This window comes from Chryseobacterium sp. FH2, from assembly GCF_001045455.1.
Classification (GTDB): Bacteria; Bacteroidota; Bacteroidia; order Flavobacteriales; family Weeksellaceae; genus Chryseobacterium.
In genome coordinates this window covers 98,292-123,473 of sequence record NZ_LFNE01000006.1, presented here as the reverse complement: position 1 = coordinate 123,473, position 25,182 = coordinate 98,292, and the positions used below count along the sequence as shown (strand labels likewise).

Below are 25,182 nucleotides of genomic sequence, written 5' to 3'. Positions count from 1 at the left end.
TGTATTGTAGTTTGAAAATGACAATTAATGTAAAAACAGATTTATATTAATTTATAATCTGGCATCCACCATATTTCTATCTAAACATGATTTGGTATCAAACACTACTGTGTTGTCATTCCTTAAATCTTCCAGGTTTATTGTAAGAAATTCTTTATGGGAAACAGCAATAATAATTGAATCATATTTAGTATTGTTATTTAAGTTATTCAGTAAATTAATACCATATTCTTCTTTTACTTCATTACTATTTGCCCACGGATCATAGAGTTCTACATGAATACCATAATCAAGAAGTTCTTTATATATATCAAAAACTTTTGTATTTCTGATATCCGGGCAATTTTCTTTAAAAGTCACACCCAAGATAAGAGCTTTAGAATTTTTTATAATTCCGCCTTTTGCAATTAATAATTTTACCACTTTGGAAGCAATAAATTTAGCAATCGAATCATTAACTCTGCGACCCGATAAAATCACATCCGGATGATATCCCAGATACTCTGCCTTATGCGCAAGATAATAAGGATCAACAGAAATACAATGACCACCTACTAATCCCGGTTTATATTTTAAAAAATTGTATTTTGTGCCTGCTGCTTCCAATACATCGGTAGTATCAATTCCGATTTTATCAAATATTAACGCCAATTCATTTACAAATGAAATATTGACATCTCTCTGTGCATTTTCTATTGCTTTCGAAGCTTCTGCTACTTTAATATTCGGAGCAAGATGAGTCCCGGCAGTAATTATTTTTTTATATAAATTATCAACTTCTATAGCAATTTCAGGAGTAGAGCCGGAAGTTACCTTCATAACAGACGTTAATGTATGAATTTTGTCTCCAGGATTTATTCTCTCCGGGGAATAACCTATAAAAAAATCTTTATTGAATTTTAGATTAGAATATTTTTCTAGTATCGGAACACATTCTTCTTCTGTACAGCCTGGATAAACAGTAGATTCATATATGATGATATCGTCTTTTTTAATAATTTCCCCCAGCATTTTTGATGCAGAGAGTAATGGCCTCAAGTCCGGTGCATTATATTGATCAATAGGCGTAGGTACCGTTACAATAAAAATGTTTGAAGTAGAAATTTCCGTCAAATCATTTGTTGCTTTATAACCTTTTTTTCCCTGTGATGTCTTATAAATTTCCAAACTCTCAGCAAGCTTCCCATTATCCGCTTCACGGGTAATGTCATAACCCTCATTGAGCTGTTTAATTCTTTCTGAATTAATATCAAACCCCAATACAGAATATTGTTTCGCAAATTCGAGTGCCAATGGAAGACCTACATATCCCTGACCTATGATTGCTATTTTATAAAACTTCATTCTCTTTTATTGATATTACTGATTTCAACTTTGGCAAGAGTTTCATATTAGTACCCTATTTTCTGATTAAACTTACTATCACTGCGGCTGCGGTTATTGCAATAGATGCTGCAGTCAGATATATTCCGGTATTAGGATGCTGTTTTGCTTGTATATCTTTTGTATTATTTGTAGATACAATAATTGCATCTCCTTGTTTCAGATTATAATAAGGAGAGTTTATAAGGTTAGCATCTTGTAAATTTACTTTTCCATGTGAAACAATTCCATTTTCCGTTCTGATAACTAAGACATCTTCTCTTTTGCCATACATTGTTAGGTCACCAGCCATTCCCAAAGCATTTAAAATAGTTCCCTGCCCATTTGAAATAGTGTAATCACCCTGTCTGTTCACCTCACCTAAAACTGTAACTTTAAAATTTGCAAGTCTAATATTTACAGTTGGATTAATTACATATTGCTGCATTTTCTCTTTCATCTCCTCCTTTAATTCAACTAAGGTTTTACCGTTTGTATTGATACTACCTAAAATTGGAAAATCAATATTCCCATTTGAATCTACAATGTAGGTAGGTCCCACTATCGAAGTCATACCTTGGTTTGGTGTGTTTCCACCAGCAGTAATATTACTTTGTATCATCTCTGATGACGAATAATTTTGATTGAATGGCTTTACAACATCCATATCTTTTGCTGTTATGAGGATAACCAGCTGATCTCCAGGCTGGATTGCAGATCTAGAATTTCTCAAGGAATTATCTACAGCAATCTGCTCAATATTCTGCATATAGTTCAAATCGTTCTTAGCATTCTGGTTAACTTTACAAGAAACCAACACTAATGCACAAAATATAGTTAAAAATTTACCCTTCATAGATTTAAAATTGTACAAATATACATTTATATTTTACTATTTGTCTAGTGCCTCGTAGACAGAATTATTACTCCTAAATTCCGGCACAATTGTTTTTAAAATTTTCACAACTTCCACTTTATCTCTTCTGATAGAAGCTTTGGTTACTATATTAATTAGGTTATTAATCTCATCAAACCCTGCTGATGGATCTTTGGAAATCATAATTTTTTCGTTGTGAGTAGGAAGTGTTTTGGCATTATCACTTAATAGTTCTTCATATAATTTTTCACCCGGTCTTAGCCCTGTGTAAATGATTTTAATATCAATATTAGGTTCGAAGCCTGATAATTTAATCATTCTTTTTGCCAAATCCAGAATTTTGACAGGCTCTCCCATATCAAAAACGAAAATTTCACCTCCTTTTCCCATTGTTCCCGCCTGTAAAACCAATTCACAAGCTTCAGGGATGGTCATAAAATATCTTACAATTTCAGGATGTGTGATTGTCACAGGTCCTCCTGCTTCAATTTGTTTTTTAAAATGTGGTATCACTGAACCGTTTGAGCCTAAAACATTCCCAAATCTTGTTGTGATAAACTTAGTAGTATTTCCTTCCACATCCTGCAATGATTGTACAAACAATTCGGCTGCTCTCTTAGAAGCTCCCATTACGTTGGTGGGATTTACAGCTTTGTCAGTAGAAATCATCACAAATCTATTAACATTATATTGACTGGATAATGTAGCGATATTTTTTGAGCCTAATACGTTTACCAGAATTGCTTCGTGGGGGTTTTCTTCCACTAAAGGTACATGCTTATAAGCTGCAGCATGATAAACCATTGAAAAATTATACATTTGAAATAACGGTTCAATTCTATGTTTGTTAGAAACATCCGCCAATACAAACTTAAACCTAATGTGAGGAAACTTATCTTTCATTTCCAATTCAATATCATACAACGGAGTTTCGGCCTGGTCTAAGACAACGATAAGGGAGGGATTAAATTGAGCAACTTGTCTTACAATTTCACTTCCGATAGAGCCAGCGCCGCCCGTTACTAATATATTTTTGTTGAAATGCCGGCTTTTTATATCTTCATTTTCTATTTTGATAGGTTTTCTATTAAGCAGGTCTTCAATCTGAAGATTTCTGATTGATCCTCCTAAATCGCTGTCTCTTAGCTTTTGTACCGACGGAGCTTTAAAAATGTGCAAATCCTTTTCCAGAAATAAATTCACCCAAGAATTCATTTCATCTTTAGACATCATTTCTTTTACAATTAAAACTCCATCTATAACAAGTTCTTCTTTAGAATTCTTTTCAATTTTTTCTTTTCCGAAAATAGGCTTCCCAAGTAATGATGCCCTTTTGGAATCTGTTCTTTGGGTAAGGAAACCTACAACCTGATAAGGCAAACTGGGATTATCCAAAATAGCTCTTGCAATAGCAATAGACTGCTCGTCAATTCCTAAAACCAAAATCCTTTTTTTCAACGTACTTCTTCTGTATTCTCTTACGATATGAAAAAATTCCTTAACATATAATCTGAAAAGAAATAATCCCATAAAGGAAATAATAAAATACAATACCAGATAGGGGGTAAGAATAAACTTTTCTCCGCTCATCCAGAAATAAACTATATTTCCTGTTGCTACAACAAACATAGTACAGAAACATGCCATTAAAAGCTTAAACAAATCTATAAAAGTAGAATGTCTTATAATTCCGGCATAGGTCTTGAAGATGTACATGAACAGGGCATTTATCAAAATGATAAATGCAAACACTAGACTTTTATCATCATGATAAATAAATTCTCTCTGTGTAATTTTTTCTATGATGTACGTTGAAAAAAATAGGGATATAACCAAGATAATAATATCTATTACAAGTATTATCCATCTAGGAAGATATCTTACGTCTGATAGGTTGACAACGTTATCCCCTGCAAATATTTTTTTTCTCAGAGAATTATACATTGTCTTTATTTGTGTTCATATTATTAATTAAGGTATAAAAATTCATCAATTGACAAAAAAAGTGATGTATCATGCAAAATTAAAATAAAATTTCATCTATACTTTAAATTTAAAAAATAAATTTAAACTTTAAGTTTATGAAAGATCTCACTAATTCTACTCTTACAATTGTTAGTTAAATTACTTCCCGACGGCAAACATAAACCGCTTTCAAAAATTGTACCAGAAAGGTTATTTCCAAAAAACACATATCCTTTATACAAAGGCTGCAGATGCATAGGTTTCCATAAGTACCTGGTTTCTATATTGCTTTCAGAAAACAAATTTTTAATTCTTTCTATAGGAAAAACGTTTTCATTCACTAAAATAGTATTCAACCAATAATTTGAATAAAAATTTTCATTAGGTTCAGAAAAAAGCTGGATATTATGAACTTCAGCAATTGATTTTTGATAAAAATCATGATTTTCCCTTCTCTGTTTTACCCTTTCTTCTAAAATTTCCATTTGCCCTCTCCCGATTCCTGCGGAAATATTACTCATCCTATAGTTATACCCTATTTCAGAATGGCTATAATAAATCTTATCTTCTTTAGCCTGAGTAGCCAAATAAATTGCTCTTTTTTTATCTGCTTTGCTATTTAAGACTAAAACTCCTCCTCCCGAAGTCGTAATTATTTTATTCCCGTTAAAACTTATAATTGATAAGTTTCCAAAAGTTCCGCAAAATTCATTTTTATACTTACTTCCTAAAGCTTCCGCACTATCTTCAACGATAGGAATTTCATATTTCCTGGCAATTTCAAGAATCTCATCAACCATAAAAGGCATTCCATACAAAGAAACAGCAATAATAGCCTTAGGTTTCCTACCTTGGCTTAAACAATATTTAACAGCATCTTCCAGAGCGTTCGGACATAAATTCCACGTTAAGCTCTCACTATCAACAAAAACAGGAATCGCTTTCTGATAAAGAATGGGATTGGCTGTTGCCACAAAAGTAAAAGACTGGCAAATTACAAAATCATCTTTACCAACACCCAACATCCTCAATGCTAAATGAATAGCCGCAGTCCCGGACGATAAAGCAGCAACCTGTAAGTCTTTTCCTAAATAATTTTCAAGTTTTTTTTCAAATTCATCTATATTATGGCCATATTGGGAAATCCAGTTGGTATCAAATGCATTTTGTATATACTTAAGCTCATTTCCGCCCATATGAGGAGGTGAAAGCCAAATTTTCTGTTTTTTCAATCTTTATGTGTTTGCTGTTTTATTTATATCTAATCAAAAATATCATTTATTTTCTCATATTCAAAACCGCGGCTCATTAAATATTTTATCGTTTTAGATTTACGCTGATATTCTTTTATTCCTTTTTGTTTTGAATAGTAATCTTCATAGATTTTTTTGATAATTTTTTCGTAATCTTCTTCATCAATTTCATTAAAACAAGAATTTATAAGCTTTTCCGGAACTTGTTTTTGTTTCAAATTTATTTTGATTTTATTCTTCCCCCAATGTTTTATATAAAATTTTCCTCTTATATAACTTCTGGTGAATCTTTCTTCATTTAAATAGTTTTCCTTTAAAAGATAGAGCATAATATCCTCTTTAGCCTCATCAATTAATAAAAACTCCTTCATTTTCTGCTCAACTTCATAATGACAACGATCCTGATAAACACAATAGTTAACCAGTTTTAGTTTTATCTCATCAAAAGTGAAAGATTTCTTTTCCATAATTATAAAAAAAGAATGAGCACAAGCCCATTCTTTATATTTTGATTTAGGTAAATTATTAATAATTGAATAGCGCTTTACCTTCCATTAATTCATTAACTTTCTTTCTTACAGAAGTGATAACTTCCTCATTTTTGATATTATCAACAACATCCGAAATTAATCCAGCAATGGTATCCATATCATTTTCTTTTAATCCCCTTGTTGTGATCGCAGCAGTTCCCAGCCTGATACCAGAAGTTGTGAAAGGTGATTTATCATCAAAAGGAACCATATTTTTATTACAAGTAATATCAGCAAGAACTAAAGCCTTTTCAGTTTCTTTACCGTTTACATTTTTATTTCTAAGGTCAACAAGCATAAGGTGATTGTCTGTACCTCCGCTTACAATATCAAATCCTCTGTCAATCATTGCTTTTGACAATGCTTGGGCGTTAGATTTCACCTGTTTGGCATATACTTCAAAATGAGTATCCAAAGCTTCACCAAAAGCAACAGCTTTACCAGCTATAACATGCTCTAGCGGACCACCCTGAATTCCCGGGAAAACAGCTCCGTCAAGAACCTGGCTCATCATTTTCGTTTCACCTTTTGGTGTTTTGTGACCATAAGTATTTTCGAAATCTTTTCCCATCATAATCATACCCCCTCTCGGACCTCTTAATGTCTTGTGAGTGGTAGTGGTTACAACGTGGCAGTGCTCGAATGGTGAGTTTAATAACCCTTTTGCAACAAGACCTGCAGGATGGGCAATATCTGCCCAAAGCGTAGCCCCAATTTCATCTGCAACCTCTCTGAACTTAGCATAATCCAAATCCCTTGAATACGCCGAGAAACCAGCGATAAGCATTTTTGGTTTTTCTCTCAACGCTACTTCTCTCATCTGATCATAATCAATAAGGCCGGTTTCCTGCTGCACTCCATAAGAAACTACATTATACTGAATTCCTGAAAAGTTTACTGCAGAACCGTGAGTAAGGTGACCTCCCATCGAAAGATCCATCCCCATAATTTTGTCTCCGGGTTTCAAAACCGCCAAGTAAATTGCCGCATTTGCCTGAGAACCAGAATGTGGCTGAACATTTACATAATCAACTCCAAAAAGCTCTTTTGCTCTGTTAATAGCTAACGTTTCAACCTCATCTACTACTTCACAACCTCCGTAATATCTTTTTCCGGGATATCCTTCAGCATATTTGTTTGTCAACACACTTCCCATTGCTTTCATTACGTTTTCAGAAACGAAATTTTCTGACGCAATAAGCTCTAATCCATGAGATTGTCTTTGTCTTTCTTTTTCAATCAGGTCGAAAATAATGTCCATTTTACTTTTAGTTTTTGAAATTTATCAGCCCAAATGTACGGAATTTCCGTCAAAGGTGAAATCCTCAAACGGTAAAAAGGTGAAACTCCAAATCAGTAAATTAAAAAAGCAAATCAGCAATTCTACCCTCTTATGGTTTTATCAAAATGCTTTCTAAAATCTTTCTTCAGAAAGTTCTTTATTCACAATAGCTCCTGTAAAATTTCCCTGCGCGATTGCATTGGCAACTGACCTCATCATCGTGACATTATCTCCACAGGCAAAGACACCGTGAATATTCGCTTTATGCATAGAATCAATCTTAATGAAACCGTGATCAGTAAGCTCCAGTCCTAAATTTTCAACATCCACGTTCTGCTCAAAAGGAATTTTGGCATATAAAGCTTTTAACGGAACTTCACTTCCGTTTTTTAAAATTATCTTTTGAATCTGTCCGTTTTCATGTTCTAACTTTACAATCTCATCTTCAATTACATGAATTTTATTTTTATTCAATTTTTCAACCTGTTCGGCATTTAAAGTTGATTTTCCATTGGTAAATAATATTAAGTCTTTTGTCAAATTGAAAACTATTTTTGAAAAATCAAACGCGATATCACCATTAGATAAAATTCCTGTCAATGTATTTTTTACCTCATAGCCGTGACAATATGGGCAATGTAAAACAGAAATACCCCAACATTCCGCAAATCCCTGAATATTGGGCATTACATCTCTAACTCCTGAAGCGAGAACCAATTTTTCAGCATAAAATTTTTTACCGGATATTGTTTCAACTTCAAAACCGTCAGAATTTTTAGCTGTTTTTACGACTACTTCGTCATGAAATTTTACGGTATTATATTTTTGTACCTGTGCTTTCGCAATTGTGCTTATTTCCTCCGGAGTTCTTCCGTCATGTGTCAAAAAATTATGCGAATAAGGGGTTTGCCTGTTACATGGCTTTCCACTGTCTATCATTAAAACATTTCTTAAAGATCTGCCTAAAGACATCCCCGCCGAAAGTCCTGCATAGCTCCCTCCTATTATGATTACGTCGAAATTATTTTCCATTGTTGAGATTTAGTTGCTTATTTATTCCAAAGTTAAAATAAATTTCTATTAATGCGACCAAATCGCAATAATAATTTTATCTTTGTGGCATGGCAAAGAGAAATACCATAACGAAACAGCTGATTCTGGATTCACTAAAGAATTCAAAATCAGCTGTCAGTCAGGATATTTTACAGAAGGAATTGGGAAAAGCTGTAGATAGGGCTACGATTTACAGGGTTTTAAACAGTTTTTGTGAAGATGGCATCGTGCACAAGATTCTGGGTGATGACGGGAAATATTACTTCGCCTTTTGCATTAAGTGTTCCGAAAAAAAACATAAACATAACCATTTTCATTTCAAATGCTTAATATGTGGAAAAATAGAATGCCTTCCTAATGAACTGCACTTAAAATTACCTGAAGGATACAAGTCGGTCAATTTTAACGGATTTATTTCCGGACATTGTGCAGAATGCTCTTAGCTAATTGTTTTTAAATAATTTAATAGTATAATCCAATAATTCTTTGCCACCTATTTCCCCGTGTCCCGGAATGATTATTTTCACGTTCGGGTAAGATTTCTTTACTTTTTCAACCGTCACCGGCCAAGCTTCAACATTGGCATCACCGAGATATCCTTTTGTGGCATCAACTTCCTTAATCAGACAACCGCCAAACATGGCATTTTCCTTTGGATAGTAACCAACAATATTATCTTTGGTGTGACCTTCGCCAAAAAATTTAGCATATACTTTTTGATTACCCACATTTAAGGTTAATTCATTATCAAAACCATGTGCAGGGATATTAAAACCCTTCTCTCTGGCAAATTCAATGGTTTTATTATTTGAGTATGAAGGGATATTATTTTTATCAAATTCTTTCAGCCCCCCTACACAGTCTTCATGAAAATGGGTAGCAACAACGGCATTGATGGTTTCATGTAAACTATTTTTAACCCACGCAATCAATTCTTCAGAGCTTTTATCATCTGTCGGAGTATCAAAAATAATAGTTTCATTTCCGTCTTTCGCTATCATTCCATTGCACTCAACTCTACCGAATGAATCAGTATTTAAAAATGAAATATGCTGATAAACATTTTTTGACAGCTGAACGATAACTAAATTATCTGTCTTATATACTACTTTTCCCTTATCAGGTAAAACTTTTTGGAAATTTAAACTAAACACAATTAACGCTAAAAAAAGAACCAGATTTCTTGATGTTGGCTTCATAAATTAGACATTTTCATTTTAACTAAAATAGAAAATTTCTTACCATTGATAATTATCGGTGAAAGTTAATTAAGTGTTAATTCCTATTTTTGCTTTTATTCTTGAAACTATTCCTGTCCAGTAATTCACACTTTCAATTCTATCTAAATATTCAGATCATTTTTACTTTGATAAAAATACCTTTATATTTTTCTAAAATATTTACCAAATAATTTTTATAATCATTTTGATTTTGAAGAATATATCCAATCCCGTCCTAATATCATCTGGCTCAGCTTGTTTACATGATTTTCTGTACTTAAAACAAGCATAATGAGATTGGTATGTTTCTCTTGCGTATGGTTTCAGGTTCTAAAAATCAAATTTATCATTTTTTTGGAGATTGCTTCGGCGCTTCGTTCCTCGCAATGACATAAAATAAAAAATCCTGAGAAAACTCCTCAGGATTTACACTTACAATTTATAGTGCTAGTTTATTATTTCTTGGTCTTTTCTTTCAGCTCTTCTTTATCTTTATCGGAAGGGTTCCAGACTTTTACCTCAGAATCTTTTGTCAATCCTGAAAGGACCTGAACGTTGATTCCATCACTTGCTCCCAGTTTTACATACACTTTCTTGAATTTTCCATCCGGTTGTTTTACCTCAACAAAAGGAACATCTTTCCCTTTATTTTTTTCATACTGAATCAATGATTCATCCAATAACAAAGCATTTTTCTGAGAGCTCAAAACAATTTCTCCGTTTGCAGAGAAACCGGCTCTGATGTACTCGTTATTCGGATTGTTTACATCACCTTCTACAGGAAATTTTATCGTCCCGTTGGTATCTTTTCCTTTTGGAGCTATCATTGTCAGTTTTCCGGGAAAAGTCTTATTCTGAAGAGCACCGATTACAATATTCATCCCCATTCCCTGTTTCAGTTTTCCGGCTTGAGCTTCATCGATTTCCCCCTGGAAAATTAAAGAATTAAGATCTGCAATTGAACAGATTGTGGTCCCTGCATTGAATGAATTTGCCTCAATAACCTGGCTTCCTACTTTTACAGGAACTTCAAGTACTGTTCCGGAAGCTTTAGACCGGATCTGAGTCGTTGCCAAACCCTGCAATTCAGGAGTTGAACCTGTTTTTGCAATTTGTAACGTTTTTTGAGCAGTGATCAATTGCTGCTGAGCATTTTTTAAAGCCTGCTGCGTAGAATACAACTGCTGTTGGGCGTTCAGGAATTCCTGCTTTGAAGCAACTCCCTGTTTGTACAGTTTATCCTGCATTTCAAACTGCTTACGCATATTTTCAACATTCAGTTTTGCGTTGCTGATTTGAAGCTGTTGGTTATCAACATTTTGTTGAGCGCTGTTTACTTCTGCAAGATTAGGGACAATTCTTACGGTTGCGATTAACTGTCCGGCAGTTACTCTATCTCCTTCATCCACTAAAATTTTATCAATAATTCCCGCGATATTTGGTTTGATCTCAATTTCTTCTTTTGGTACAATTTTTCCCGTAGCCATCACCTTATCATCCATATTCTGAATGGTTGGTTTTCTGGTAAGGAAAGCCTCCCCCTGTTTGGAGTTTGATTTTATAAGATATCCGATTCCGGAGAACAACGCCACTGCAAATAAAAGCCCCAGCAAAATATAAATGGCTTTTTTCCAAGTGAATTTCTTTTTCATATGTATAGTTTATTTTTTACTTTAAAATTAAATATTCAGAGATTTAGAAATACTTCTTCCTAAAAATTCAACGCTTATAATTTATAATTCAAAACTTTATTCCGTTCTCAATGCTTCAATAGGCCTGATTTTTACCGCCCTTTGCGCAGGAATCATCCCGATGATTAATCCTAAAAGCACCATAACTCCCATTGCAGCAAAAACATTTCCGTAATTTACTGTTGGATTATAGAATGGAAATGCATCCTGATTCTGTGTCAACATATTTAAAATCATTAAAACAAAAATTCCTGAAATGAATCCGAGCAATCCCGAAGAGAGTGTAATAACTACACTTTCTAACAAAATTTGATTTCTTACTTCAGATGGTTTTGCTCCCAAAGCTCTTCTGATACCTATTTCTTTCGTTCTTTCCTTTACTGTAATCAATAGAATATTAGAAATGGCGATTACTCCTGCAAGAATCGTAAGCGTTCCTACAATGATTGTTAAAAGCTGCATTCCCGTAAGGAAACCTGTCAGTTTTTTAAATTCCTTACCTAAATTGAAGCTACCAAAAGCATTTGTATCTTCCGGTGAAACTTTGTTTTTTGATTTTAATACCTGTTTTACCCTCTCTTCCACAACATTTACATTCGCATTCGGCTTACTTACAATTGCAAACATATCAATCTGATCTCCTGCATTATACATTTTTGTATAGGTGGAAAGCGGAATAAAAATAGTTTGGTCATTTTCAAAACCACCGCCTTTTTTTACTCTGAAAACTCCAATTACATTAAAGAAAATTCCTTTTACATTAATAGATTTTCCAAGCGGATTTTCCTGTTTTTTTGAATCAAAAAAGTTTTTATAAACTTCCTCACCGATTACTGCAACATTTTTGTTTCCTGAAACATCAGCATCATTAATATATCTGCCGAAAATTAATTTTTTCTCTGAAATTTTATTTCCGACAGGATAATCGCCCGTAAGAGAATACGTCCCGTTTTTACCATTTCTTGACATAGATTCACCGGGTGTTCCTGTAAAGCTTCCTCTTGCATTTTGTGGAGAAATATAATCTATTTCCGGTATTTTCCTCTTCAGCATTTCCATATCAGGTAAATTCAGATGCACCTGTCTTCCTTTAGGAAATCCTTCATAAGGAATTGATGTATTTTGTGCCCAAAGGAAAATAGAATTGGTGGCAAAACCTGAAAACAACTTATCAAAACCGTTCTCCATTCCTTTTGCAGCACCAAGAAGACTTACATATAAAAACATACCCCATCCTACCCCAATCATGGTAAGGAATGTTCGGAGTTTATTATTCCTCAATGAATAATAAATCTCCTGCCAAGTGTCTTTTTTAAATATAATGTTCACCTTTTTGAGTTATAAGTTAAAAATTATGAGTTACGGGTTTTATAAAATCATTAAGCCGTTTTTATTTACTTATTTTCCCAGCTTTTTAAAATTTATTCCGTTCTCAATGCTTCGATTGGTTTAATTCTCGATGCTCTGTATGCAGGAACAAAACCCGCAATCAACCCTGAAAAAACCAAAGCGATAAACGCTGAAAAAATAGTTCCCCATCCCACGCTTGGGTTTTTGATGAAAAATTCTTCCAAGCTGTCTCCTATTAAATTTAAAGCCAAAACTCCCAATCCTACCCCTACAAATCCTGAAACGACCGTAATTACGACACTTTCCTGAACAATCAGAGCAACAATACTTCTTGGTTTGGCACCAATTGCTTTTCTCACTCCGATTTCTTTCGTTCTTTCTTTCACGATATACACCATAATGTTGCTGATCCCGATAATTCCAGCAAGCAAAGTTCCCATTCCGATAAACCCGACAATTGCCGTAAGTACCGCCATAAACATAAAAGTATCGTTCATATTTTTGGCATTATTCCAGATTCTTACCCCGTTTTCGTCATCAGGAGAGACATTCTTTCTCGATTTTAGTTTACTTTTTAATTCATCTCCATATTTAATCGCTTCCTGCGGAGTCAGTTTATCATTATAAGCAATATACACTGTACTTACCGTATCAGAACCTTTTTTCATCTGCTGCAAAGTAGTAATAGGAACGGTAATATGCCTTTCGTCCCAGTCACCCCCGTCATCAGAAAACACCCCGACAACTTTAAATATCGTTCCATTGATATCCAATTCTTTTCCAACAGGACTTCCGTTTTTAATCAAATCCCGCTGAACCATTCTCCCGATAACTGCCACATTTTGCTTTCTATCCAAATCTCCAGGAGTAAGGTAACGCCCATCGAGAAGTTTTCGGTTTTCAATAAACTTTTCCTGAGGATCCGCGCCGTTTATCTGATAAGTTCCACTTTCTTTACCATATTTCACCAACAAACTCGTTTGATATCTGGGGGTAGCATAGCCCACTTTTTCTTTATCTGAATTTACCAAGAAGTCATAATCATCATTATTCATCGTCACCTGCCGGTCAGACTGCAAACCATTATATGCAATCGTAGTTTTTCCTGTAAAAATGGAAATCAGGTTTTGTGCGTCTCTGGTAAAACCTTCTGTAAATGCATTTTGCAAACCCTTCCCTATTCCGAAAAGGACAATGAAAATAAATAATCCCAAAGCCACAGTAAAGCCGGAAAGTACCGTCCGCAATACATTACTGCGAATAGAGCTGAATATTTCCTGCCAACGATCTAGGTCAAACATTTTTATCAATATTTAAAAGATTGAAAAATTAAAAGATTCAAATTCTCTAAATTTTCAAATTATATCATTATCAAATTTCATTTCACACTTTACAAAACAATCTGTTTTATAAACTCATCACTTTCGATGATTCCGTCGCGCAAAATAACATTTCTCTTTGTCTGTGCGGCAACGTCGGGCTCATGGGTTACAACAATGATTGTCTTTCCTTCGTTATTGATATCCTGAAGAAGCTTCATAATATCATGTGTTGTTTTAGAGTCTAATGCTCCTGTTGGCTCATCTGCCAAAACAACTTTAGGATCTGTAATCAAAGCTCTTGCAATAGCCACTCTTTGCTTCTGTCCCCCGGAAAGTTCATTCGGAAGGTGATTCGCCCATTGTGCAAGACCTACTTTCTCCAAATATTCCATTGCTCTTTGATTGCGTTCTTTTCTCGGAACATTTTGATAATATAAAGGAAGTGCTACATTATCCAAAGCTGTTTTATATCCGATCAGATTAAAAGACTGGAAAATAAAACCCAAAAACTTACTTCTGTATTCCGCAGCTTTTATCTCAGATAAATGCTCAATGGGAACTCCGTCTAACTCATACGTTCCGGAATCCTTTTCGTCCAGAATACCTATAATATTAAGGAGTGTAGATTTCCCGGAGCCCGAACTCCCCATAATAGAAACAAACTCGCCTTCAGAAATATTAAGATTAATACCCTTGAGAACGTGCAACTTACTTTTACCCGTATCGTATGATTTATGTAGATCGTGAATTACTAACATTAAGTGATGTATGTTTTTATAGCTAATAAGTAGATGATACTTTCGATTTGTTACAAGAATAAAATTTTTCAATAAAATTTTATTGTTTAATAAAAAACACCTTTGTTTACAGTATTTTAGAAACAAGTGTTTAATTGTAACTTTACAATTTCGTTTATTTGTTGATAATTATTGTATATAAGCCAATATCTGTGGCAGTTTCATGTAAATGTGGAAAACTTTTACCGTTAAAATTCAGCCAATTAGTCTTTAGCCCTTTTAAATACAGTTCTTTTTTTCGACCTTTGTGCTTCGCACTACACAAGAAACAAAAACAATTCTTCTGTGAAAAACTTTATAATTTAAGTTTCAACAAATCAATATGTTATATGTTTTTTGAATATTATCCACAGTGATCTAATTATTTTAATTTTAAAGACATTTTAATATGGGAATTTTTGATAAAAGAGTAAGTTATAAGCCATTTGAATACCCTGAAGTTCTTCAGTTTGTAGAAGCTATCAATAAATCGTTTTGGGTGCATTCGGAAGTGGACTTTACTGCAGATGTTCAGGATTTTCATTCGCAGTTAGAGCCGCACGAAAAACATGCTGTGAAAAATGCACTTTTAGCAATTGCACAGATCGAGGTGTCTGTAAAGACATTCTGGGGAAACCTATATCACCACATGCCAAAACCTGAGCTGAATGGTCTTGGAGCTACTTTTGCAGAATGCGAATTCCGTCATTCTGAAGCATATTCCCGTTTATTGGAAGTATTAGGATATAATGAAGAATTTACAAGCGTAGTAGAAATTCCTGCTATCAAAAAGAGAATCGACTTTTTATCAAACGTTTTGAAACATGCTAATTCTACAACACCAAAAGAATATGTTTCTTCTCTTTTATTATTCAGTATTCTGATTGAAAACGTATCGCTTTTCTCTCAGTTTGCAATTATCCTTTCTTTCACAAGATTTAAAGGATTCATGAAAAATGTTTCCAATATCATCGCTTGGACTTCCATTGATGAACAAATTCATGCAAACGGCGGAATTTATTTAATCAACAAAATTCGTGAGGAACAACCTGATTTATTAACGGATTCCGATATCGAAGATATTTATACTTTGGTAGACCAGTCAATCGAATTGGAAAGTGAAATTCTTGACTGGATTTTCGAATTGGGTGAGCTAAATGTTTTCTCAAAAGAAGATTTATTGAACTTTATGAAATACCGTGTTGATGACAGTTTAAAGAAAATCAACATGAATACCCGTTACAACGTCTCCCCTGAACAATACAGACCGATGATGTGGTTCGAAGAGGAAGTTTTTGCTAATTCTATGGATGACTTCTTTGCTAAAAGACCGGTAGATTATACAAAACACGATAAGAGTATTACCGCAAACGATCTTTTCTAAATTTTGATTGGTAAAGCGCGAGCGGAGCGAGCGTCAAAACAGATAGTATTAGCGTTTTTGTCATTCTGATTGAAACAGACGTAATAAAGAATCTATTTTTTACTTAATCAAGATTCTTTGTTCCTCAGAACGACAACACGTTTTGATAATAACATCAAACACAAAATATGATCAATGTAATTGTAACTTACACCGTAAAACCGGAATTCGTTTCAGAAAACAAAGCGAATATTCAAAAGTTTTTGGATGATTTCAAACAATTAGACCATACCACTTTCGAGTACAAAGTCTATCTGAAAGAAGACGGCATTACGTTTTTACATTATTCAAATTACATCAATGAAGAGGTGCAGCATGAAGTTTTAAATGTTCCATCTTTTAAAGAATTTCAAAGATTAAGAGATGAAAGCGGATTGAATGGTTCCCACAAAGTAGAAATTTTACAATCAATTTAAACAACAAAATTCTAAAGCATAAAATGCTCCGGAATTCGAAAATATACAACAACTATGGAAGAACAAAATTCTAATATATGGTGGCTCAATGAAGAGTCTGAGCAAATGCTAAACAGAGGCTATTTGCTAAAAGGTGAAACTGTAGACGGCGCTATCGACAGAATCACTACCGCAGCGGCAAGAAGATTATACAAACCGGAACTTCAACCTGCTTTCAAGGAAATGATCACAAAAGGCTGGATCAGTTTCTCTTCTCCTGTTTGGGCAAATATGGGAACACAAAGAGGTCTTCCAATTTCTTGCTTCAATGTTCACATTCCGGACAGCATTGAGGGCATTACCCACAAAATGGGTGAAGTGATTATGCAGACAAAAATCGGAGGGGGAACTTCAGGATATTTCGGGGAACTTCGCAACAGAGGTACTGCGGTGACAGACAACGGTAAATCTTCAGGAGCAGTTTCTTTCATGAAGCTATTTGATACTGCGATGGACGTAGTTTCTCAAGGTGGTGTAAGAAGAGGTGCTTTTGCGGCTTATCTTGATATTGACCACGGAGATATTGAAGAGTTTTTATCAATCAAAGATATCGGAAGCCCAATCCAGAACTTATTTACAGGAATTTGTGTTCCTGACTACTGGATGCAGGACATGATTGATGGTGATATGGAAAAACGTAAAATCTGGGCAAGAGTTTTAGAAAGCCGTCAGCAAAAAGGTCTTCCATACATTTTCTTTACAGATAACGTGAATAGAAATAAACCACAGGTTTACAAAGATTTAGGACTTACAGTAAATGCAAGTAACCTATGTTCTGAAATCATGCTTCCTTCCACAAGAGAAGAGTCTTTCATCTGCTGTTTGTCATCAATGAACTTGGAATTGTATGATGAATGGAAAGATACAGATGCTGTAAAATTAGCTATCTACTTTTTAGATGCTGTTTTATCAGAATTCATCGAAAAAACGGAAGGAAACTATTATCTACAGGGAGCCAGAAACTTCGCAATGCGCCACAGAGCACTTGGATTGGGAGTTTTAGGATATCACTCTTATTTACAGAAAAATATGATTCCGTTTGAAAGTTTTGAGGCAACTCAGTTTAATGCAAGAGCTTTCAGACGTATCAAAGAACAGGCAGATCAGGCGTCAAGAGAATTGGCAAATATCTACGGAGAACCGGAATTATTAAAAGGTTACGGATTAAGAAATACCACAACGATGGCCATCGCTCCTACGACTTCAAGTTCAGCAATTTTAGGACAAACGTCTCCCGGAATTGAGCCATTCGCTTCCAATTATTACAAAGCCGGTTTAGCAAAAGGAAACTTTATGCGTAAAAACAAGTATTTAGCAAAATTATTGGAAGAAAAAGGTCTTGATAATGAAGAAACATGGAGAACAATTATGCTGAATCATGGTTCTGTACAGCATTTGAAAGAATTAACTGACGAAGAAAAAGCAGTATTCAAAACTTTCAAGGAAATTTCTCCGATGGAAATTATTTCTCAGGCTGCACAAAGACAGCAATATATTGATCAGGCACAATCTTTAAACCTACAGATTCCATCAACAATGCCAGTAAAAGATGTAAACTATCTTTATATTGAAGCATGGAAAAAAGGCGTAAAAACACTTTATTATCAAAGAAGTTCTTCTGTTTCAAAAGAGATGATGGTAAATTTCGTTACCTGCTCTGCTTGCGAAGCATAAGATTCAAATAATAAATATCAGCATATTCATCAAAGCACGCTTTTTAGCGTGTTTTTTTTATACTAAAAAAATAAAAAAAATTTAATTTATTAATCATAAACGTTTATTTTTCATCAATTATTCATTAATACTGAAAATATTTAACTTCCATCCTCTAAATAGCGGCATAACAATGTTATATTACTGATTCTCAATGAAAATTTTTTATAAAAAATTAATATATTTGTAAAAAATTATTTCAAACACACGCTTTTATGAGAAAAATAGTAAGCACCAATAATATTTTTTTATTGATGCCGTCCTTTACAAACACAAATACCTATTTAAGAACAAAAACAGGTTCAGAAACATTAAAAAACACTGGAGAAGAAACTTCAGTTGTTACGCAAACAAACCTTTTGAATATTATCACAAACAGTTCAGGTAATCACACAACAACAAGGTCTGGGAAATCACTATAAATTACAATCCAAATACTTATTAAACACATGATATATATGCTTAATAGGGTATTAAATAAATAATATTTTCAATATAAAGACAACCAATTCAAAATTTTAAATAAAAATCATCAAAATCACAAATACTGATATTTTAATTAATAAAAAAACATAACAACTCAAACACTAAAAAATTATTTCGGAATGAACAAAATTATCACTTTAATGGTAATAATGGTTTATGGCACCATGTATGCTCAAGTAGGTATAAACACAACCTCACCAGATTCTAGCTCAGCTTTAGATGTTACCAGTACTTCAAAAGGAGTCTTACTTCCAAGAATAAGCAACACTTCTTCCATTACGAATCCCGCAACAGGATTGGTTATTTTTGACACTGCTAAAAAATGTATCAGCCAAAACGTAGGAACACCTGCAGCGCCAGACTGGACATGTCTTTCTCCTTATGTAGCTAAGTTCTTCTACATGCCTAGCGTAGTTTTTGATACTACGACTCCGGCAACAGGACAAACAAAAGATTTATATACCTTGTATAAAAATCAATTTTCAAATGTTCCATCCAATGCAAGAAGTGCTTCTGCTCCGGCAACGATTCCGTTTTTTCCTAATGCAACAGACTTATATTATTATGTAACAGGCTATGATTCTACTGTATTCAAAATCAATAGCATTAGTAATACAGGAGTTTTAAATTACGACATTCTGGCAAACGCTACACCTGCTTCTTTCATCAACATTGTTTTTGTAGTAAAATAAGTAAAGAACCATGAAAAAGAATTTCAGAGGGCTGTCATTGATAAGCCTTATCTTTACATTGCTTACAAATTGCATGTATGCACAGACAGACAGTACGGAAGTAGCCAGCATTTATGGGTTTTACTCCTATTCAAGTTCTTTGATGAACGCCTCCACGGCATCTGAACTTTCAATACAGGGAAATGCTTCACACACTTCAACAGGAGTACAATTGACACCCGCAAGTGCAAGCCAGTTCGGAGGACTGTTTATTAACGGAAGAACTTTTACTTCTGTAAACGGTTTACACGTGGAATTCGAATATGATATGAAAGCCGGGACTTTATTCAGTGGAGCTTATGGTGACGGATTATCTTTTTTCTTATACGACGGCTCTGTAGCCAACCCCACAATAGGATCTCCGGGGGCCGGCTTGGGATATTCATATAACAGAGCAAAAAATAATTATTCCTCATTTAGAAAAGCTGGTTTATCAGGAGCGTATCTGGGTATTGCTTTGGATGAATTTGGAAATTTTAAATCCAAACGCTTTCAAGGTGAATCCAGGGTAAACGGTATCGCAGGAGTAACTTGGAGCCAGGGAGCGAGCCATGTGACATTAAGAGGGGCAAAAGGAGTCGCCATCAATACAAATGGTTTAGGAGATGGTTTTACAGGATATCCTGTTTTAGTAACCCGTTCTACTTTGAGCAATTCAGGAACAGTTGGAAGAATATTACAAACCGATAGATCTTATGTCACTACAACCAATACTTTGGCTTCAACATTTGATTTGAGAAATGGAAATGGTGAATTTAGAAAAGTTTATCTGGATCTGATCCCTCACTTTGTAACAACCACTACAACAGATGGTTTTGATGTAAAAGTTGATATTCAAACCACACAAAACGGAACTCCGATCAATGTAATCAACTATTATCATTATAAAACTTCGGTTCCTTACAGTGAAAATGCCAATCCTTCATCCACTGACTTCAATAGCGCAGATACGGAAGGGGCAGCCACAAACCAGACTTTAAACGCTACGGTTCCCTCTGTTTTAAAATTAGGCTTTGCGGCATCAACAGGAGCAGCATATCAACAGCACATTATTAGAAATGTAAAATTAACATTACCTTATTCTGCTGTTACCAATAACGACGTCACTTCCACATGTAAACTTCAGCCGGTTTCAATCTCAGTTTTTGACAACGATATAGCTTATAAAGGACCAATCAGTATTACAACTCCACCTGTGGCAAGCAAGGATAACATCGATAAGTCTACGTTTAGCTTTACAAAAAACAGTGATACAGACCTTACTTTATATCGTAAAAAAGTAACCCCTCAAGGAATATGGACCTACAATAAAAATACAGGAATCGTAACATTTGCTCCCTCAAACGGGTTTACCGGAACTGCAACAATGACCTACACTGTAAAAGGTAAAACTGTAAAAGATTCTAACGGAAAAATCATAGAGCCGTATGGGGATACTGCATATCGTTCTGTACCTGCGACAATTACTGTTAATTTAAAGACAACAGGTTGCATTTACGGCGTTGTATCAAACAAAATGGTAACTCAAGGAGTGAAATAAAACCTTATTAAATTACATATAGCCCAAACAAACCATAGAAATTTCTATGGTTTTTGTTTTATATTTGTTTTAGTAATCCTAAAAAATTCAAATATGAAATTCGGACAAGTAGAAGATCCTTCAAAAATAGATTTTACCCTGCCAAAAGATCATCCAAAGACTAAGGAAATTTTAAATCAAAACAAAAAGGGGTTGGAAAATATTTCTATCGGATGTGCAAAATGGAATAAAACCGACCTTAAAGGCTTTTACCCAAAGGGAACAAAAGACGAATTGACATATTATGCTACTCAGTTTAATTCTATTGAATTGAATGCTACATTTTACGGGATGCCCACTCCGGAACAGGTGCAGACATGGAAAGAAAAAACACCGGCAGATTTTAAATTTTTCCCAAAAATCACAAATACCGTTTCACATTTCAGAAGATTAATTGATGTTACCGATCCTGTAACTCAATTTGCCGCTTCCGTGATGAATTTTGATGAAAAATTAGGAATGGCTTTCTTACAGTTACATGATAATTTTAAACCGAAGGATTACAACAGATTAAAAAAATTCGTAAAAGAGTGGCCAAAAGAAGTACCTCTGGCAATCGAACTCAGAAACACAGAATGGTTTACCAATGAAGAAATTTTAAATACAACCTGCAATCTTTTTGAAGAACACAATATCACCAATATCATTGTAGACACAGCAGGAAGAAGAGATATGCTTCACATGCGGCTTACCACACCGAATGCATTTATCCGATACGTAGGTGCCAATGCAGAGAGCGATTATGCGAGGCTGGATGACTGGATGCAACATCTTACAAAATGGAAAAAAGAGGGGCTTCAAAATTTATATTTTTTTGTACATCAGAATGTGGAGAAAGCGTCACCACTACTTTCTGCATATTTCATTGAAAAAATGAACAAAGAATGGAAAACTGATTTAAAAATACCTGAAATGGCAATAGAAAATACGGGCACTTTATTTTAAATGGAATAAAGTCTGTTTTACAAAGAAACTTGAATAATCCGGACTTATTTTTTTCTTCTAACCAATAAAGCTAAATTTAGAAACAGTAAAAGAAAATCAAGGGAAACCCAAATTCCTAGTTTAGTGTTTTCATAGTTATAAGCTTCCACCTGCTTCTTTGCATTATTGGAAAGCTTAAAACTCTGATTGATATAATTTTGTACCTCAATAATCTGGTCAATATTTTTATTAGGAACTGAGTGTTGTGAAAAATACACCAGATTTTTTTTACCAAGATATCCTACAATCCAGTATTCATCAGATTTATCCATTTTAAGGTATTCTGTCCTGTAATATTCGGGACGCACCTTTCCGATATGTTTGGTATCAAAAGTCCCGTTTTTATCCGAATCATCTAAAGTAATTACATAAAAATCAATAGTCTGAGGCAATTTATTGATAACCTGCAATGCTACAGAATCTTTTACAATCCCAATTGCACTTTTCTTTATAAACCAATACGTAAAAATTGAAATCGAGAAAACAAGCGTAACAATACGAAATAACTTTGCCCATTCTGCCCCTCTTCCTGTTTTCACTTTCGACAAAAACAAAGAAAGGATTGAAGCCCAAAAGATTAGAAATATGATGAATACCATATGGCAAAGATACTGATTTATGAAGTTTTCGAGGGAATGTTAATCAACATTCCACTCTTTATAAAACTGGTCGAGGAAATTCAGCATATAATTATGTCTTTCCTCAGCTATTTTTTTACCTTTTTCAGTGTTCATTAAGTCTTTCAAAAGCAGGAGTTTTTCGTAAAAATGATTGATCGTTGTTCCGTTTGACTTTTTATACTCTTCTTTAGACATATTCAATTTCGGTTCTAAAGCAGGATCGTACATCAGGTTATTTTTAAAACCTCCGAAATTGAAAGTTCTTGCAATTCCTATGGCACCAATCGCATCGATACGATCAGCATCCTGCACAATCTGAAGTTCAATCGGCGGATTTACAGGTGCATCACCTCTGTTTTTAAACGAAATATTTTTAATAATATATAGAACTTTCTCAATAATATCTTCCGTAGCATTTTGATTTTCCAGAAATTCACGGGAAACTTTCAGAGCAATTGTTTCATCTCCATTATGAAATTTAGGATCTGCAATATCATGAAGTAATGCGGAAAGTTCCACTACATCCTCATTACAATCTTCGGTTTCAGCTATCTTTTTTGAAAGCTTCCATACTCTTTCGATGTGAGACCAGTCATGTCCCGCTTCTGCGCCTTCTAGTTTGTCCTTTACAAATTTTACCGTGTTTTCTATCAGACTCTTCATTTTATATCAATTCATTTAAAATAATATTCCAAAGCTTTTTATTATAACTTCTAAAAAAATTCACATGTCCTATCTCTCCTTTTTCGGATTCGGAAGTTTTTACCAGTCTGTAAGTGGGCCGTAAATTTGGATATATATCATCCAGAAGGCTTTTTACACCTTTTTCAGTCAGCCAGACATCATCTTCCGCCCGAATGACAAAAACTTTTTGAGTTAATTTTTTAGAATAATCATCAATTTTGTCCAACAACCCGTTGGTTGATTTCTTGTTTAAAATTAAGGTTCTCCAGTCATATGCACAATTTTTTGGAAGACTTTCTCCGAGCCCAAACCAGTGAGCAGGAAAATAACCCAACAATCCGGTAGTTAAAGGCTGGACAATTCCAAAACCGAGATAAGCTTCAATTTTTGTTTTAAATTTTAGATTTCCGACAAAAGCGTTCTGGGTTCCCACAAAAATAAATTCTTTAAACATTTCAGAGTCATTATTCATTCCTAAAATCAAAGCGCCTACAGAATGTCCTAAACAATATTTTTCATAGTCTGGAAATTGAGATTTGACATATTCCGTCAAGGTTTTAAAATCTTTTGATCCCCAAATTCTCATGGAAGCATTGTAACCCCTCATATTTTTAGGCTTTGAAAGCCCGATCCCACGATAATCATAGGTAATGACCGTAAAACCTTTATCCGAAAAAAATTGCGCAAAAGAAAAATACACCTGCTGTTTCACTCCCGTGGCTGAATTAATCAGCAAAAGTTTACCGTTACTTTCTCCGGGTAAAAAAAGATGTCCGTTGATCAAAATATTATCCTGAGTTGTAAGAATCAGCTTTTCCATATTTTAAAAGAAATATCCACCTATAAAAGTGGATATTTTCCCGATAATTTTTATGTTAAGTTGTAAACTTTCGATATGTAGCAAATAGTTTATGAAAAGAAATCTGAAATTCTAGGAAGACCTGTTTGTGAACCTTTTTTCACAGAAACTCTGGCAGAAACTTCATTACCAAACTTCACGCAATCTTCAATAGAATTCTTATGGCACAAAGCAATCGCAAATCCTGACGTAAAAGCATCTCCCATGCCCATTTTATAGACTGTTTTATCATAATTATTTCTGTAATACTTCATTTCAGTTCCATCGAAATAAATGGTAGAATTGGTATCATCTCTCAAGAATAATTTATTAAAATATTTCTTAAGCACATCTTCTCGCTGCTCTTCTCCAAAAACAATATGCAGCTCGCTGCTTTTAGCTATAATAAAATCTACATTTTCTAAAACTTCAGCCTTCAAAGGAGCTCCCGGTGAGGCATATAAACCTATTTTTTTACCTAATCGTTTGGCTTTTTTTACGGTATGCTCAATAACATCCATAGGAACCTCAAGCTGTATCAATATCAAATCTGCTGTATGAAAATACTTATCAGCAGCTTCCACATGATCTTTAGTCAAATAATTATTAGCGGCAGGAACTACAACAATGGCTGCATTTCCGTCACACGTCGTAACGTATGCAGTGCCTGTGGCTTCTTTGTCAGTTTCGTGTACAAATCCTACATTTACATTTTCACCCACCAGGTTTCTCATAATCTGCTGACCAAGAGGATCCATACCTACACAACCGACAAAATAAACGCTTGCTCCAAGCCTTGCCGTTCCTACTGCCTGATTTGCACCTTTCCCCCCAAAATAGCTATCAGAATTGACAGCTAAAACGGTTTCATTAGCTGCTGGAAGTTTTTCGGTTTCTAAAACCAAATCAATTGAGGAGCTGCCTACAACTATAATTTGGGGTTGTTCTGAAGAGAAATTCATTGTGCTTTTTATTTAATTTTAAATTA

24 protein-coding genes are annotated in these 25,182 nt (G+C 34.3%); 8 read left to right on the top strand and 16 right to left on the bottom strand.

Features of this window, described 5'->3' with window-relative positions; genetic code table 11:
- Positions 1–51: 51 nt before the first annotated feature.
- The 7 genes from ACM39_RS11190 to ACM39_RS11160 form a co-directional block, all read right to left on the bottom strand.
- The gene (locus ACM39_RS11190; protein ID WP_048511129.1) at positions 52–1,344 is read right to left on the bottom strand and encodes a nucleotide sugar dehydrogenase; all 1,293 of its coding nucleotides are present in this window, start codon (positions 1,342–1,344) and stop codon (positions 52–54) included.
- A gap of 55 nt (positions 1,345–1,399) precedes the next feature.
- Complete coding sequence (locus ACM39_RS11185; RefSeq protein ID WP_048511128.1) at positions 1,400–2,218, bottom strand: polysaccharide biosynthesis/export family protein; 819 nt, start codon at positions 2,216–2,218, stop codon at positions 1,400–1,402.
- Between the two features lie 36 nt (positions 2,219–2,254).
- Complete coding sequence (locus tag ACM39_RS11180) at positions 2,255–4,183, bottom strand: polysaccharide biosynthesis protein (protein WP_048511127.1); 1,929 nt, start codon at positions 4,181–4,183, stop codon at positions 2,255–2,257.
- Between the two features lie 122 nt (positions 4,184–4,305).
- On the bottom strand, positions 4,306–5,436 hold the full coding sequence (locus tag ACM39_RS11175) for a DegT/DnrJ/EryC1/StrS family aminotransferase (protein WP_316932891.1): 1,131 nt from the start codon (positions 5,434–5,436) through the stop codon (positions 4,306–4,308).
- Between the two features lie 29 nt (positions 5,437–5,465).
- A complete protein-coding gene (locus tag ACM39_RS11170) occupies positions 5,466–5,924 on the bottom strand; it encodes a regulatory protein RecX (RefSeq protein WP_082140572.1) in 459 nt (152 codons plus the stop codon).
- 58 nt (positions 5,925–5,982) lie between these two features.
- The gene (gene glyA, locus ACM39_RS11165) at positions 5,983–7,248 is read right to left on the bottom strand and encodes a serine hydroxymethyltransferase (RefSeq protein WP_048511126.1); all 1,266 of its coding nucleotides are present in this window, start codon (positions 7,246–7,248) and stop codon (positions 5,983–5,985) included.
- A 153-nt stretch (positions 7,249–7,401) separates the two neighbouring features.
- Positions 7,402–8,301 (bottom strand): NAD(P)/FAD-dependent oxidoreductase, encoded by a 900-nt coding sequence (locus ACM39_RS11160; protein WP_048511125.1) that lies wholly within the window; start codon positions 8,299–8,301, stop codon positions 7,402–7,404.
- An 89-nt stretch (positions 8,302–8,390) separates the two neighbouring features.
- Here ACM39_RS11160 and ACM39_RS11155 point away from each other — a divergent pair, with 89 nt between their 5' ends.
- Positions 8,391–8,765, top strand: a complete 375-nt coding sequence (locus tag ACM39_RS11155) for a Fur family transcriptional regulator (RefSeq protein ID WP_048511124.1) — start codon at positions 8,391–8,393, stop codon at positions 8,763–8,765.
- Here the strand turns inward: ACM39_RS11155 and bla are convergent, their stop codons facing one another.
- The 5 genes from bla to ACM39_RS11130 all read right to left on the bottom strand — a co-directional run bounded on the left by bla (position 8,766) and on the right by ACM39_RS11130 (position 14,663).
- The gene (gene bla, locus ACM39_RS11150) at positions 8,766–9,521 is read right to left on the bottom strand and encodes a subclass B1 metallo-beta-lactamase (RefSeq protein WP_048511123.1); all 756 of its coding nucleotides are present in this window, start codon (positions 9,519–9,521) and stop codon (positions 8,766–8,768) included.
- 476 nt (positions 9,522–9,997) lie between these two features.
- Entirely contained in the window at positions 9,998–11,194 is a 1,197-nt protein-coding gene (locus ACM39_RS11145; protein WP_048511122.1) for an efflux RND transporter periplasmic adaptor subunit, read from the bottom strand.
- A gap of 96 nt (positions 11,195–11,290) precedes the next feature.
- The gene (locus ACM39_RS11140; RefSeq protein ID WP_048511121.1) at positions 11,291–12,562 is read right to left on the bottom strand and encodes an ABC transporter permease; all 1,272 of its coding nucleotides are present in this window, start codon (positions 12,560–12,562) and stop codon (positions 11,291–11,293) included.
- Between the two features lie 92 nt (positions 12,563–12,654).
- Positions 12,655–13,884, bottom strand: coding sequence for an ABC transporter permease (locus ACM39_RS11135; protein WP_048511120.1), 1,230 nt, complete (start codon positions 13,882–13,884; stop codon positions 12,655–12,657).
- 89 nt (positions 13,885–13,973) lie between these two features.
- A complete protein-coding gene (locus ACM39_RS11130; RefSeq protein WP_048511119.1) occupies positions 13,974–14,663 on the bottom strand; it encodes an ABC transporter ATP-binding protein in 690 nt (229 codons plus the stop codon).
- 427 nt (positions 14,664–15,090) lie between these two features.
- Between ACM39_RS11130 and ACM39_RS11125 the strand changes: the two genes are divergently transcribed.
- From ACM39_RS11125 to ACM39_RS11095, 7 genes are all read left to right on the top strand, one after another.
- Positions 15,091–16,065: a ribonucleotide-diphosphate reductase subunit beta gene (locus ACM39_RS11125; RefSeq protein ID WP_048511118.1), complete on the top strand. Its 975-nt coding sequence runs from the start codon at positions 15,091–15,093 to the stop codon at positions 16,063–16,065.
- Between the two features lie 167 nt (positions 16,066–16,232).
- Positions 16,233–16,520 carry a hypothetical protein gene (locus ACM39_RS11120; protein ID WP_048511117.1) on the top strand — a complete coding sequence of 96 codons (288 nt, stop codon included), beginning with the start codon at positions 16,233–16,235 and terminating at the stop codon, positions 16,518–16,520.
- Between the two features lie 54 nt (positions 16,521–16,574).
- On the top strand, positions 16,575–18,233 hold the full coding sequence (locus tag ACM39_RS11115; RefSeq protein ID WP_048511116.1) for a ribonucleoside-diphosphate reductase subunit alpha: 1,659 nt from the start codon (positions 16,575–16,577) through the stop codon (positions 18,231–18,233).
- Between the two features lie 254 nt (positions 18,234–18,487).
- Positions 18,488–18,694 carry a hypothetical protein gene (locus ACM39_RS11110; protein ID WP_048511115.1) on the top strand — a complete coding sequence of 69 codons (207 nt, stop codon included), beginning with the start codon at positions 18,488–18,490 and terminating at the stop codon, positions 18,692–18,694.
- 183 nt (positions 18,695–18,877) lie between these two features.
- Positions 18,878–19,450 (top strand): hypothetical protein, encoded by a 573-nt coding sequence (locus ACM39_RS11105; protein WP_048511114.1) that lies wholly within the window; start codon positions 18,878–18,880, stop codon positions 19,448–19,450.
- Positions 19,451–19,460: 10 nt separating this feature from the next.
- Complete coding sequence (locus ACM39_RS11100) at positions 19,461–21,029, top strand: hypothetical protein (RefSeq protein ID WP_048511113.1); 1,569 nt, start codon at positions 19,461–19,463, stop codon at positions 21,027–21,029.
- Between the two features lie 93 nt (positions 21,030–21,122).
- The gene (locus ACM39_RS11095) at positions 21,123–22,013 is read left to right on the top strand and encodes a DUF72 domain-containing protein (protein WP_048511112.1); all 891 of its coding nucleotides are present in this window, start codon (positions 21,123–21,125) and stop codon (positions 22,011–22,013) included.
- A gap of 44 nt (positions 22,014–22,057) precedes the next feature.
- On the opposite strand, the gene ACM39_RS11090 is transcribed toward ACM39_RS11095, so the two are convergent.
- The 4 genes from ACM39_RS11090 to ACM39_RS11075 form a co-directional block, all read right to left on the bottom strand.
- Positions 22,058–22,591 (bottom strand): hypothetical protein, encoded by a 534-nt coding sequence (locus ACM39_RS11090; protein WP_048511228.1) that lies wholly within the window; start codon positions 22,589–22,591, stop codon positions 22,058–22,060.
- 99 nt (positions 22,592–22,690) lie between these two features.
- Positions 22,691–23,335 (bottom strand): HD domain-containing protein, encoded by a 645-nt coding sequence (locus tag ACM39_RS11085; RefSeq protein ID WP_048511111.1) that lies wholly within the window; start codon positions 23,333–23,335, stop codon positions 22,691–22,693.
- Position 23,336: 1 nt separating this feature from the next.
- Complete coding sequence (locus ACM39_RS11080) at positions 23,337–24,176, bottom strand: alpha/beta fold hydrolase (protein ID WP_048511110.1); 840 nt, start codon at positions 24,174–24,176, stop codon at positions 23,337–23,339.
- 89 nt (positions 24,177–24,265) lie between these two features.
- Positions 24,266–25,156, bottom strand: a complete 891-nt coding sequence (locus tag ACM39_RS11075; RefSeq protein ID WP_048511109.1) for a ribokinase — start codon at positions 25,154–25,156, stop codon at positions 24,266–24,268.
- Between the last annotated feature and the right edge of the window lie 26 nt (positions 25,157–25,182).

Bases quoted from the DNA above. Each gene is read 5' to 3' on its own strand.
- ACM39_RS11180 (WP_048511127.1), bottom strand. From the start codon at position 4,183: ATGTATAATTCTCTGAGAAAAAAAATATTTGCAGGGGATAACGTTGTC.
- ACM39_RS11080 (WP_048511110.1), bottom strand. From the start codon at position 24,176: ATGGAAAAGCTGATTCTTACAACTCAGGATAATATTTTGATCAACGGA.
- glyA (WP_048511126.1), bottom strand. From the start codon at position 7,248: ATGGACATTATTTTCGACCTGATTGAAAAAGAAAGACAAAGACAATCT.
- ACM39_RS11170 (WP_082140572.1), bottom strand. From the start codon at position 5,924: ATGGAAAAGAAATCTTTCACTTTTGATGAGATAAAACTAAAACTGGTT.
- ACM39_RS11100 (WP_048511113.1), top strand. From the start codon at position 19,461: ATGAAAAAGAATTTCAGAGGGCTGTCATTGATAAGCCTTATCTTTACA.
- ACM39_RS11155 (WP_048511124.1), top strand. From the start codon at position 8,391: ATGGCAAAGAGAAATACCATAACGAAACAGCTGATTCTGGATTCACTA.
- ACM39_RS11075 (WP_048511109.1), bottom strand. From the start codon at position 25,156: ATGAATTTCTCTTCAGAACAACCCCAAATTATAGTTGTAGGCAGCTCC.
- ACM39_RS11120 (WP_048511117.1), top strand. From the start codon at position 16,233: ATGATCAATGTAATTGTAACTTACACCGTAAAACCGGAATTCGTTTCA.
- ACM39_RS11135 (WP_048511120.1), bottom strand. From the start codon at position 13,884: ATGTTTGACCTAGATCGTTGGCAGGAAATATTCAGCTCTATTCGCAGT.
- ACM39_RS11130 (WP_048511119.1), bottom strand. From the start codon at position 14,663: ATGTTAGTAATTCACGATCTACATAAATCATACGATACGGGTAAAAGT.
- ACM39_RS11110 (WP_048511115.1), top strand. From the start codon at position 18,488: ATGAGAAAAATAGTAAGCACCAATAATATTTTTTTATTGATGCCGTCC.
- bla (WP_048511123.1), bottom strand. From the start codon at position 9,521: ATGAAGCCAACATCAAGAAATCTGGTTCTTTTTTTAGCGTTAATTGTG.
- ACM39_RS11095 (WP_048511112.1), top strand. From the start codon at position 21,123: ATGAAATTCGGACAAGTAGAAGATCCTTCAAAAATAGATTTTACCCTG.
- ACM39_RS11160 (WP_048511125.1), bottom strand. From the start codon at position 8,301: ATGGAAAATAATTTCGACGTAATCATAATAGGAGGGAGCTATGCAGGA.
- ACM39_RS11145 (WP_048511122.1), bottom strand. From the start codon at position 11,194: ATGAAAAAGAAATTCACTTGGAAAAAAGCCATTTATATTTTGCTGGGG.
- ACM39_RS11125 (WP_048511118.1), top strand. From the start codon at position 15,091: ATGGGAATTTTTGATAAAAGAGTAAGTTATAAGCCATTTGAATACCCT.
- ACM39_RS11115 (WP_048511116.1), top strand. From the start codon at position 16,575: ATGGAAGAACAAAATTCTAATATATGGTGGCTCAATGAAGAGTCTGAG.
- ACM39_RS11105 (WP_048511114.1), top strand. From the start codon at position 18,878: ATGAACAAAATTATCACTTTAATGGTAATAATGGTTTATGGCACCATG.
- ACM39_RS11190 (WP_048511129.1), bottom strand. From the start codon at position 1,344: ATGAAGTTTTATAAAATAGCAATCATAGGTCAGGGATATGTAGGTCTT.
- ACM39_RS11085 (WP_048511111.1), bottom strand. From the start codon at position 23,335: ATGAAGAGTCTGATAGAAAACACGGTAAAATTTGTAAAGGACAAACTA.
- ACM39_RS11185 (WP_048511128.1), bottom strand. From the start codon at position 2,218: ATGAAGGGTAAATTTTTAACTATATTTTGTGCATTAGTGTTGGTTTCT.